We start from the raw sequence: 10,555 nt of genomic DNA on the forward strand, positions 1-10,555 counted from the left end.
TAATTCTTTGAGATTTTGCTGCTCAGACATATTGTTCTATTTCACGTTATATTCCCAATCTAAATATTAACACACGGCTTAACTATTATAAATTATAAGTTTTTACGAATCATTTAGGATTGCTATAGATACTTACGATCGTGCTCAACCGCATCCCTAGTAAATACAAACTCGTGTTTATTATAGAAATCAACCGCTATTTTATTCTCCTCATAGACTACTAAACTAATTGGAGATTTGCAGTTTTGTTTAACCTGCTTCATCAATTTAGTTCCGCAGCCTTTGCGTTTATAATCTTTCAAAATATATAAACTATCTAATATTGTCTTATGATTATACTCACGAGCAAAGACAAATCCAATTACTACATCACCCTCCACTATAACCCATGCTTTAATCGACCATTTTCCATTAATATCTTCACCTTTGCCATTCAATAAATTCTTTTTTAGATCATCTAGTTCTTTCTGTAAAGCATCATCAGGCACCAAGCCTAGTAATTTTTCTTCTGTTTTAAATATTTCTAAAACTTGATTAAGATGAATTGATTTATTATACTTTCTGATTTGTCCAACCATAGTTGATTTGTTCCCAAAATACAGTGAGCGCAATAAATGCCTAAAGTTTTAGCGATTTCTGCCCTGATTAGGGCATCTTGAGGAGATCATTTTGAACTCGCAATCTGCCTAGCAGCTTCTCGCAGCCGCTCCATATCGCGCATCGGTGGTATACCAAAGAGCCGCTTGTACTCTCGGTTGAAGTGCGAGGAATCGTCGTAACCCACACGGTAGGCAGCACTGGTAGCGTCAAGGTTTTGCCCCAGCATCAGACGGCGAGCTTCCTGGAGCCGCAGTTGCTTCTGGAACTGCAAGGGACTCATGGCAGTGACAGACTTGAAGTGATGGTGGAAGCTCGATACACTCATTCCCAGCTCTCGTGCGATGCTTTCAATCCGAAGTGGCTGGTTAAAGTCTTTACGAAGTCGATCGACTGCTCTAGCAATTTGGTGGGTAGAGCCACCCAGAACAGCAATTTGACGCAGCCGATCGCCTTGCGCTCCCATCAGCAGTCGATAAATGATTTCTCGCTTAATCAGTGGTGCGAGAACATGAGCTTCCGCAGGGGAATTTAGAAGCCTGACGAGCCGCACCGTAGCGTCTAGCAGATTGGTATCCAGTGGACTGACATCGATCGCTTTGACACTAGCCTCGCTTTGAGCTGAGGGATAGCCTGCCTCAACCATGACTGAGCCAACCAGGGTGGGGTCGAGATCCAGACGAAGCCCCAGGTACGGTTTTTCCTGGGTTGCTTCTAGAATTCGGCTGGCAATCGGTAGTTCGACCGTCCCCAATAGATAGTGCATCGGATCGTACTGGTAGCGCTCGCTGCCTAGCAGCACTTCTTTGCTGCCCTGAGCAATGACACAAAAGGAAGGAATCGAGACACTATGAATGCATTCCGAAGGAAAGGAGGTGCGGTAGAAGTGCAATCCTTTCAGCGGCTCGATCGTCCCATCATGACAAATCGCCTGTGCAATCCGCTCGGTCAGTTCGTCTCTGTGGGCTTGCGCTCTATCTGCCTCGCGCTTTGCCTGCTGGTCGTTCATTAACTCCATAGCGGACTTTTCACTCGTTTTGGCAGCGTTAATTTCTAAGTTTGCAGGATTGTACAACAATCTTAGACGATCGTTCTATTGCTTGCCTTTGAGGATTCTTAGAATGAAGCTAAAGCAATGAAAAACGATTCCGGCGAATTGTAAGCGTCTGGATTTCTCTTCAAGAGAAAACTCAAATTTGTTTGGTCAAGCGCTTCTTGCGATTGCACGAGAAGCATCATCAAATCCACGGCAGGCATTGGTCGCTGTGGGAAAGCTTTGCATGACTAAGCACAAACATGGAGGAACAGAAATGAAACGGCTCACGATGCCTGTTATGGCATTTTCCTTGTTGGCTTTGGGGTTCGCGCAGGCAGGTCGTACACAAGTCTCATCTGGCGATCGCCCACAGACCGTAGAAATCACGCGGAACGGTTCGCAGCCTTCCACTGAAGGATCTGCCGAATATTTCACGGGTTCTGTACGCATCAATCCTCTTTTTCCGGTGCACGAACCGTCACGCGCATCTGGCGCAAGTGTCACCTTTGAGCCTGGTGCCCGCACCGCATGGCACACTCATCCTTTGGGGCAAACCCTCATTGTGACGGCTGGAATTGGCTGGGTTCAGCAGTGGGGCGGTCAAATTCAGGAAATTAGACCTGGTGATGTCGTCTGGATTCCACCCGGTGTGAAACACTGGCACGGAGCTACAGCCAGTACAGCCATGACTCATACTGCCATTCACGAGGCGCTCAACGGCAGCCCTGTGGACTGGATGGAACAGGTCAGCGACGAGCAATATAAAGCAAGATCCTAATGCTTTTGAGAAGGTTCTCCACCAATGGGAAAAACTGCCAGAAGAGAATCCTGATTGGCGTTCTCGCTTTAGCAATGTCCCTGAGTTACTCAGCCTGCCGTGCCGACAACAGGATGCCTAGCAGCGCCCCGTCAGAAATGCCAACTGAACTATCAACCGAGCAGCCAAACAGGATGAAGATAAACATCAAGGTCGGAAACAAAGTCATTACAGCCACGTTGATTGACAGCAAAACCACTCAGGATTTTATTTCCCTGCTGCCATTGACACTGACGCTAGAAGATTACGCAAACACCGAAAAGATTAGTGATTTGCCAAGACGATTATCGACAGAAGATGCACCTTCGGGCAGTGCTCCTGCGGTTGGAGATATTGCTTATTACGCTCCCTGGGGGAATTTGGCGATGTATTACAACGATTTTGGGTACTCAAACGGACTCATTATCCTCGGAAAAATTGACGGTGACATCGAGGCATTGAATGTGCCAGGGTCTGTAGAAGTGACGATCGAGCTGCAATCGCAATAAAGAGGGTAGGGAAATGAAACGGCTTGCGACGACTATCGAACCGAAGCGAACCTGCTAGATAAACCCACACTTATTGAGAACTCAATGAAATACCGCATTTTAATACCAACCCTTTTGATGAGTGCAATCTGTACAGCGATGGCATTTGCACTCGACAAAACACACGTATCGGGTAAGAACCCCCAAACACTCGCGCAGCAGTCCGCTGTAGTCGAGGGGGCGGACAACTTCTATCAGAGTGACAAAGTGACCATGCAAAGAGTTACGTTCAAAAACGAATACAACATGCAAGTTGTCGGGAATCTCTTCATTCCCAAAGACTTGGATCAGAACGCCAAGAATTCGGCAATCATTGTCGGGCACCCAATGGGCGCAGTGAAAGAACAGAGCTCAAATCTGTATGCCCAAAAACTGGCAGACCAGGGATTCGTCACCTTGTCCCTCGATTTGTCCTTTTGGGGTGAGAGTGAGGGGCAGCCCCGCAACGTTGTTTCGCCGGATATTTATGCCGAAGATTTCAGTGCTGCAGTCGATTTTTTGGGCACCGAGTCATTCGTTGATAGGAACCGGATTGGCGTTCTCGGGATTTGCGGCAGTGGCAGCTTCGTCATCAGCGCCGCCAAGATTGACCCGCGCATGAAGGCCATTGCGACGGTCAGTATGTATGACATGGGTGCGGCCAACCGTAACGGGCTGAGGCATTCTGCGACCCTCGAACAGAGGAAGCAAGCGATCGCAGAGGCGGCTGAGCAACGCTATGCGGAGTTCACGGGCGGCGAAACCAAATACACAAGCGGAACCGTGCATGAACTGAATGAGAACTCCACCGCTATTGAGCGCGAGTTTTATGACTTCTACCGCACTCCCAGGGGCGAATACACCCCCAAAGGTTCGTCGCCGAAACTTACAACCCATCCGACACTGACCAGTAACGTCAAATTCCTGAACTTCTACCCGTTCAATGACATTGAGACGATTTCGCCCCGTCCCATGCTGTTCATCACGGGCGCAGATGCACACTCCAGAGAGTTCACTGAAGATGCTTACAAACGCGCAGCCGAACCAAAGGAACTCTACATCGTTCCGAACGCTGGCCATGTCGATTTGTACGATCGGGTGAAGCTTATCCCGTGGGACAAGCTTCAGTCATTTTTCAATCAGCACCTCAGTCGGTAAACGAGAAACTGTCGTTTTAATACAGGAGAAAATATGGTATCCAATTTGAATGGAAACTTCACAGATAAGGTGGCTTTTGTCACCGGAGCAGCAAGCGGCATTGGTCGCGAGGCGGCACTGGCGTTTGCCCGTGAAGGCGCTAAGGTCGTAGCTGCTGACATTTCAGAACAGGGCAATCAAGAAACGGTACGCCTGATCGAAGACCAGGGCGGACAGGCGATCGCCGTTAAGTGCGACGTGACGCAAGCCGAGGACGTGAAAGCGGCTCTGGACAAGACCGTTGAGGCTTTCGGGCGGCTGGACTTCGCCTTCAACAACGCGGGCATCGAGCCGAGGAATCCGGCTCCGACCGCAGAGTACGAGGAAGAAGAGTGGAACCGGATCATCGACATCAACCTGCGCGGCGTTTTCCTGTGTATGAAGCACGAGATCCCGCTGATCCTTAAACAGGGTGGTGGCGCGATCGTCAATACCTCATCGGGGGCAGGAATCATCGGCATCAAGGGCAGCCCCGCATACACTGCCGCGAAACATGGCGTAATTGGTCTCACCAAGGCGGCAGCCCTCGACTACGCCGCCCAGAATATCCGCGTCAATGCCGTCTGTCCCGGCTACATCGACACCCCGATGATGGGTCGCTTCACTGGCGGCACGGACGAAGGGCGAGCGCAGGTAATTGCGGAGGAGCCGATTGGACGGATGGGCAAGCCTGATGAGATCGCTGCGGCAGTTGTTTGGCTGTGTTCGGACGCGGCTGCCTTCATGGTTGGACACGCTATGGTCATCGACGGTGGACAAACGGTGCAGTAATCGTCGCCAACCTAATCAAACCTTAACCGCACGACAAAAAAGCACGATCGCCATCGCCACTGCCGTTAACGGCGATGACTCATATCGCCCCGCAGGCGGTAGGCGACATTAGCGACGAACAGTACCATATACCAAACGTAAACAGCTAGGAGCATCAATTCATGTACAACACGAAAGCTTATTCCGCAGCCAGTGCAACATCACCGCTAGCCTCCGACACGATCGCACGGCGCGATCCAACCGAACACGACGTGCAGATCGAAATCCTCTTCTGCGGCATCTGTCACTCAGATGTGCATTCAGTGCGTAACGAGTGGAGCGATTTCATGTCCACGACCTACCCGATCGTTCCCGGTCATGAGATCGTCGGACGGGTCACTCAAGTTGGTTCAGCAGTGACGAAGTACAAGCCCGGCGATCTAGCGGGAGTCGGCTGTATGGTCGATTCGGATAGTACCTGTCCCCATTGCAAAGCTGGCTTTGAGCAGTTTTGCCAAAATGCGATCCTCACCTACAACTCCCCAGACAAGCACAAGACTGCTCCAGTCACCTATGGTGGCTATTCCGATAGCATTGTTGTTGATGAACGCTTCGTGCTGCGCGTTCCCCCAAACCTCGATTTGGCTGGAGTTGCGCCACTCCTGTGTGCAGGCATTACCACGTATTCGCCACTCCGTCATTGGGGAGTCACAGAGGGTAAGAAAGTAGGTGTGGTCGGTCTGGGCGGATTGGGGCACATGGGCGTCAAGCTTGCTCATGCAATGGGAGCACACGTCGTTGCCTTTACCACGTCCCCCGACAAGAAAGAAGACGCACTCCGCCTGGGTGCCGATGAAGTTGTTGTTTCCCGCAATGCTGACGAGATGCAAAAGCACGCTGGTAGCTTCGATTTTATCCTCGATACCGTCGCCGCCAAGCACGACATTAATGCTTATCTCAACCTGCTCCGCCTCGACGGTAACATCACCCTTGTCGGCGCACCTGAGAAGCCCTTGGAGGTCGCAGCATTCAGCCTGATTATGGGCCGCCGCAGTCTTTCTGGCTCTATGATCGGCGGCATCGCCGAAACTCAAGAGATGCTCGACTTTTGCGGTGAACATAACATCACTGCCGATGTCGAAGTCATCCCGATCCAGAAAGTCAACGAAGCCTACGAAAGACTGCTCAAGTCCGATGTGAAGTACCGCTTTGTAATTGATATGGCTTCTCTTAAATCTGAATAACTGAGTTGGGACGGTGGAGCCTCGAAGCAGTGGTCATGCAGAAGCGCAAACTTGGTAACAGCAATTATTCGCAGAGGAGGTGAGTGTGGATACCACACGCTTGGAGGCATTTAGCGACGGTGTTTTTGCGATCGCAATCACCCTTCTGGTGCTCGAAATCAAAGTGCCACCACCCGATACGGCGCTCGGGGCGGAGCTCCTCCAGCTCTGGCCGTCCTACCTCGCCTACGTGGTGAGCTTCCTGGTGATCGGCGCAATCTGGATCAACCACCACGCCATGTTCAAACACATCGTCCGCGTGGACGGAATGCTGTTGCTGCTTAACGTCCTCCACCTGATGCCGATCGCCTTCCTGCCGTTTCCAACCGCTGTACTTGCAGAAGCGTTCCACCGGGGAATGGACGAGTCGGTTGCCGCTGGGTTCTACGGTGGCATCTTGACCCTGATTGGTATCTTCGTCAACGCCATGTGGCGGTATGCGGCTCACGAGTATCGGCTGATCGATACGCGCCTCACAGCGAAAAAAGTACGGAAGATCAGACGTTTATTCCTTGTCGGACCGATCGTTTATGCGATCGCCACCGTGGTCGCGCTGGTTCTGCCCTGGCTGGCGGTGCTGCTTTTCATCCTCCTCAACCTCTTCTATCTCTGGCCTCGCTGGGGTCACGGCAGCACTGCTTCCCACATCGGCGACTCCAGTATAAGCAGGGATCGCAGCGAAGGCGACTGACAACGGCGGGATCGGCTCGACGGCAAACAATATCAGTTCCACATTAACGGAGAAAAACAATGCAAACGCGCAAACTTGGAAACAGTAATCTGGAAGTCTCAGCGATCGGGCTCGGCTGCATGGGAATGAGCTTTTCTTATGGTCCGCCCAAAGACAAACAGGAGATGACTGCTCTTCTGGGGGCTGCGGTCGATCGCGGCATTACATTCTTTGACACTGCCGAAGTCTACGGCCCGTACTTGAACGAAGAACTGGTGGGTGAAGCCCTCGCTCCCTTCCGCGACCAAGTGGTCATTGCGACCAAATTTGGGTTTGACATCAGTCCTAATTCCGATCCTCGTGGCATGAAAGGTTCACCCGGATTGAATAGCCGACCGGAGCACATCAAGGAAGCCGTGGAGGGATCGCTCAAGCGGCTCAAAGTTGAGGTGATCGACCTACTGTATCAGCACCGGGTTGACCCAAACGTGCCAATTGAAGACGTGGCAGGAGCAGTGAAGGAACTGATTCAGGCAGGGAAGGTGAAGCACTTCGGGCTTTCTGAAGCGGGAGTGCAAACGATTCGGCGCGCCCATGCCGTTGTGCCAGTCACGGCTCTCCAGAGTGAATACTCGCTGTGGTGGAGAAAGCCTGAAGCGGAAGTGATACCGACCCTTGAGGAACTTGGCATCGGACTTGTCCCGTACAGCCCGCTGGGCAAGGGCTTTCTCACGGGCAAAATTGACGAAAGCACGACCTTCGATAGCTCTGACTTCCGCACCACCCTGCCTCGCTTCACGCCGGATGCACTCAAGGCGAATCAAGCCCTGATCGATCTGCTTGGTAGTATTGCAGAACACAAGCAGGCGACCCCAGCTCAGATCGCGCTCGCTTGGCTGTTAGCTCAAAAGCCGTGGATTGTTCCGATTCCAGGCACCACGAAGCTGCATCGCTTGGATGAAAATATTGGAGCTATCTCCATTGAACTCACATCTGACGATTTGCGTGACATTGATAACGCTGCTTCCAACATCGCAGTGCAAGGCGATCGATATCCCGAAAAGCTAGAGCAAATGACGGGTCGCTGAGTCTAGTTTTAGTCTTTGGGTCTGGCATGACCGCCCCTTAAACCAGACCCAACTCATTATGACTTGCTATAACTGTCTTTGCTCGAGTATGTCTCATAAGCAACAAAACCAAAAATCAGAATAGCTAAGACAATGCTGATCCGCCCTGTACCAAAGCCTACTCCCCCACTATCCTGAGATTTACCGATCCAATCTGCGAATGAAGCGCCCAATGGTCTAGTCAGGATATATGCGAGCCAAAAAGCCCCGACCTCATTAAGTCCTGAGCGCCAGTATGCGAACGCTGGTAAAGCAAATAACAAGGCAAACAGTAAACCTGATGTGAAATTCCCCAAACCCCAAGTTGATGCTGTCATATCACCTGCGGCTGTGCCAAGCGCAAATGTAGCCATAACGGTTGCCCAGTAAAATAACTCGCGCCGACGTGTGTAAATATGATTAATCGATAAAGTCTTCTCGCTCATATACCAAACTGCAAAAATAATACTAAGTACGACGGAAAATCCTACAGTCGATAGGAGATACGAAACCCCTAATACAACATGGATAGCATCAGCAGCCATTGTTCCGAATATAGCGACCATAATAATAGCTAACCAATAGACCCAGGGAATATATTTCCGTACTGAAAACTGTATTAGTAAAGCAATCACTAATCCAATTCCCCCCAGAGCGACCGCAAAAATAGGGTTCATCTGATGGGCTAGGTAATCTGAAGTTGTTTCGCCCATTCCCGTAGTCAGCAACTTGATAATCCAGAAAAAAATGGTAACTTCTGGCAGCTTTTTGATCATGCGATGCTGTGCAGATTGTTCTGTACTGTTTGGTTTTGGCTTCCTCTCTGGGTGGATTTTAGTTGCGGCTTTACTCAATATATAATGATAAATTAATTGTACATTAGCAGCCGACACCTGCTCAGATCGCGCGCGATCGCCTGGCTGCTGGCCCAGAAGCCGTGGATTGTTCCAATCCCAGGCACCACGAAGCTGCATCGCTTGGACGAAAACATCGGGGCAGTCTCCGTCGAACTCACGCCTGCGGATCTGCGTGACATCGATGATGCCGCCGCCAAAATCACAGTACAAGGGGCGAGATACCCCGAAAAGTTAGAGCTTTTGACGGGTCGCTGAGTGGCAAAGAAGAGAAAATGTGATATTTTAGTAGTTAAAAAGGAATTTCTTCCTCTTCATCTTCCCCAGTCTTAGCCGTCATCCGCCAACTGGTAATATACTCAATTTGCACATCAATTTTGTTAATAGCTTCCCCTAACCGCTTTTGGATGTATTGAGTCAGCGTCACCATAAAATCTAACTCAACTCCCACAGATAGCCCAAGTTTTGCCAATTTAGCAAAATCTACCTTCAAAATCGAGGAACTGGATAACTTAAAATGGGGAGTATTTTCCTGATTTTGCACCAACATTGCTTTTTTAATGCGCTCTTTCAAATGCTCAACTTCAGAATCCAGCAACTTCCATTCGGGCAAAATTTCTTTGTACCTTTCCCCCAATGCAGTTAAATCCTCACTCTCCGGTTCTGGCGCAACTTTCTTAGTAGATTTTCGCCGCTGCTGTACATTAGAATTCAACCGCCAACTAGCAATATCCTCCACTTCCAAAGATGGAGCCGCGATGAGTTCGCCTAACTGTTTTTGAATTTCTTTCGTCAGCGTCACCGGAAAATTCAACTCAATTCCCTCACTTTGCGTCAGTCTTGCCAGGGTGAGAAAATCTACTTTCATAGCTATCGAACTGGAAAGCTCAAAATAAGAACTGTCTTTGAGCTTTTGCGCCATCATCCCCGCTTTAAATCGTTCTTTGACTTCAGCAATTTCTGAGTCTAGTGGCTTCCACCGAGATTCTATTTCCTGATATTTTTCGCCCAATGCTGTCAAGTTTTCCGTGGCGGGTTCGGGGTAACATTGGGCAAGGATTTCTACCAGGCGGCGATGCACTCCAGCTAAATAAACCGCGTCCATCTTGGCATACTCTAGCTGCTTCTGGGTCAGGGGACGCTTGCCCCAATCGCCGCTTTGTTCTGTTTTATCAACATAAGCAATGTCGCAAAGTGTTTCTATTAAAGTTTTGAGTTGTCGGTTGGGTAATGGCAGAATGTAAGTGGGAATTTTTCTCGCCATTTTTAATGTGCAAGTGACATTTTGAGCGTCGTCGTTGCCCAAAAATCTGATGTCATAGCTGGCGTTGTGCAAGACTTTTTCAATATTTGGATTGACCATGATTTGGCTGATAAAATCTTTTGCCAATTCAGGTTGATCCAAGACATCTAGTAGAAAAGTGCCATCTCCACTCGAATCTGTGGAGTCAGCTAACACCTGAATCAGAGATAATCTAGGGTTGGATTTATAGTCTGCTATTTCTGTGTCAACCCACAGGATTGTAGTTTGGGCAAATTTAGCGATGAGTGATTGTATGTCGTTTTCTGCTGTTAAATAAGGCATTTTTACAGACTTTTGCTATTAACTTTTTGATTATCTTATGCTATAGCAATTATTGGCTATATTGTCAACAATCGTATTAATACCAATTCACTATGAAGGTACACTAAAATATAGGGTAAAAGTAGAGGCAATTCAATATGGCGAACAAACTTCA

Annotated in this window: 12 protein-coding genes; 8 read left to right on the plus strand and 4 right to left on the minus strand. The window is 49.4% G+C overall.

The window, feature by feature from the left end:
* Positions 1-122: 122 nt before the first annotated feature.
* Both QUA27_RS26455 and QUA27_RS26460 read right to left on the minus strand, forming a co-directional pair.
* Complete coding sequence (locus tag QUA27_RS26455; RefSeq protein WP_333071938.1) at positions 123-578, minus strand: GNAT family N-acetyltransferase; 456 nt, start codon at positions 576-578, stop codon at positions 123-125.
* An 86-nt stretch (positions 579-664) separates the two neighbouring features.
* Positions 665-1,672, minus strand: coding sequence for an AraC family transcriptional regulator (locus tag QUA27_RS26460; protein ID WP_333071940.1), 1,008 nt, complete (start codon positions 1,670-1,672; stop codon positions 665-667).
* A 235-nt stretch (positions 1,673-1,907) separates the two neighbouring features.
* On the opposite strand from QUA27_RS26460, the gene QUA27_RS26465 reads away from it, so the two are divergent.
* From QUA27_RS26465 to QUA27_RS26495, 7 genes are all read left to right on the plus strand, one after another.
* Positions 1,908-2,411: a (R)-mandelonitrile lyase gene (locus QUA27_RS26465; protein WP_333071941.1), complete on the plus strand. Its 504-nt coding sequence runs from the start codon at positions 1,908-1,910 to the stop codon at positions 2,409-2,411.
* 137 nt (positions 2,412-2,548) lie between these two features.
* Positions 2,549-2,938: a cyclophilin-like fold protein gene (locus QUA27_RS26470; RefSeq protein WP_333071943.1), complete on the plus strand. Its 390-nt coding sequence runs from the start codon at positions 2,549-2,551 to the stop codon at positions 2,936-2,938.
* 84 nt (positions 2,939-3,022) lie between these two features.
* Complete coding sequence (locus QUA27_RS26475; RefSeq protein ID WP_333071945.1) at positions 3,023-4,114, plus strand: alpha/beta hydrolase; 1,092 nt, start codon at positions 3,023-3,025, stop codon at positions 4,112-4,114.
* A 33-nt stretch (positions 4,115-4,147) separates the two neighbouring features.
* Positions 4,148-4,924, plus strand: a complete 777-nt coding sequence (locus QUA27_RS26480) for an SDR family oxidoreductase (RefSeq protein ID WP_333071947.1) — start codon at positions 4,148-4,150, stop codon at positions 4,922-4,924.
* 161 nt (positions 4,925-5,085) lie between these two features.
* Positions 5,086-6,147, plus strand: coding sequence for an NAD(P)-dependent alcohol dehydrogenase (locus QUA27_RS26485; protein ID WP_333071948.1), 1,062 nt, complete (start codon positions 5,086-5,088; stop codon positions 6,145-6,147).
* An 85-nt stretch (positions 6,148-6,232) separates the two neighbouring features.
* On the plus strand, positions 6,233-6,877 hold the full coding sequence (locus QUA27_RS26490) for a TMEM175 family protein (RefSeq protein ID WP_333071950.1): 645 nt from the start codon (positions 6,233-6,235) through the stop codon (positions 6,875-6,877).
* A gap of 59 nt (positions 6,878-6,936) precedes the next feature.
* Positions 6,937-7,944: an aldo/keto reductase gene (locus QUA27_RS26495; protein ID WP_333071952.1), complete on the plus strand. Its 1,008-nt coding sequence runs from the start codon at positions 6,937-6,939 to the stop codon at positions 7,942-7,944.
* A 56-nt stretch (positions 7,945-8,000) separates the two neighbouring features.
* Here QUA27_RS26495 and QUA27_RS26500 read toward each other — a convergent pair whose 3' ends face one another.
* On the minus strand, positions 8,001-8,936 hold the full coding sequence (locus QUA27_RS26500; protein ID WP_333071953.1) for a COG4705 family protein: 936 nt from the start codon (positions 8,934-8,936) through the stop codon (positions 8,001-8,003).
* On the opposite strand from QUA27_RS26500, the gene QUA27_RS26505 reads away from it, so the two are divergent.
* Positions 8,835-9,074 carry an aldo/keto reductase gene (locus QUA27_RS26505; RefSeq protein WP_333071955.1) on the plus strand — a complete coding sequence of 80 codons (240 nt, stop codon included), beginning with the start codon at positions 8,835-8,837 and terminating at the stop codon, positions 9,072-9,074. The two genes, QUA27_RS26500 and QUA27_RS26505, sit on opposite strands and share 102 nt — an antisense overlap.
* 34 nt (positions 9,075-9,108) lie before the next feature.
* Here QUA27_RS26505 and QUA27_RS26510 read toward each other — a convergent pair whose 3' ends face one another.
* Positions 9,109-10,401: a ribonuclease D gene (locus tag QUA27_RS26510; protein ID WP_333071956.1), complete on the minus strand. Its 1,293-nt coding sequence runs from the start codon at positions 10,399-10,401 to the stop codon at positions 9,109-9,111.
* Positions 10,402-10,555: the final 154 nt, after the last annotated feature.

Source organism: Microcoleus harperi Pol14_C6, from assembly GCF_036701295.1.
GTDB lineage: Bacteria > Cyanobacteriota > Cyanobacteriia > Cyanobacteriales > Microcoleaceae > Microcoleus.

What these genes read in the sequence shown, in the direction of transcription:
- QUA27_RS26455 (WP_333071938.1), bottom strand. Translation starts at nt 578, where the DNA reads ATGGTTGGACAAATCAGAAAGTATAATAAATCAATTCATCTTAATCAA.
- QUA27_RS26465 (WP_333071941.1), top strand. Translation starts at nt 1,908, where the DNA reads ATGAAACGGCTCACGATGCCTGTTATGGCATTTTCCTTGTTGGCTTTG.
- QUA27_RS26470 (WP_333071943.1), top strand. Translation starts at nt 2,549, where the DNA reads ATGCCAACTGAACTATCAACCGAGCAGCCAAACAGGATGAAGATAAAC.
- QUA27_RS26475 (WP_333071945.1), top strand. Translation starts at nt 3,023, where the DNA reads ATGAAATACCGCATTTTAATACCAACCCTTTTGATGAGTGCAATCTGT.
- QUA27_RS26480 (WP_333071947.1), top strand. Translation starts at nt 4,148, where the DNA reads ATGGTATCCAATTTGAATGGAAACTTCACAGATAAGGTGGCTTTTGTC.
- QUA27_RS26485 (WP_333071948.1), top strand. Translation starts at nt 5,086, where the DNA reads ATGTACAACACGAAAGCTTATTCCGCAGCCAGTGCAACATCACCGCTA.
- QUA27_RS26495 (WP_333071952.1), top strand. Translation starts at nt 6,937, where the DNA reads ATGCAAACGCGCAAACTTGGAAACAGTAATCTGGAAGTCTCAGCGATC.
- QUA27_RS26500 (WP_333071953.1), bottom strand. Translation starts at nt 8,936, where the DNA reads ATGCAGCTTCGTGGTGCCTGGGATTGGAACAATCCACGGCTTCTGGGC.
- QUA27_RS26510 (WP_333071956.1), bottom strand. Translation starts at nt 10,401, where the DNA reads ATGCCTTATTTAACAGCAGAAAACGACATACAATCACTCATCGCTAAA.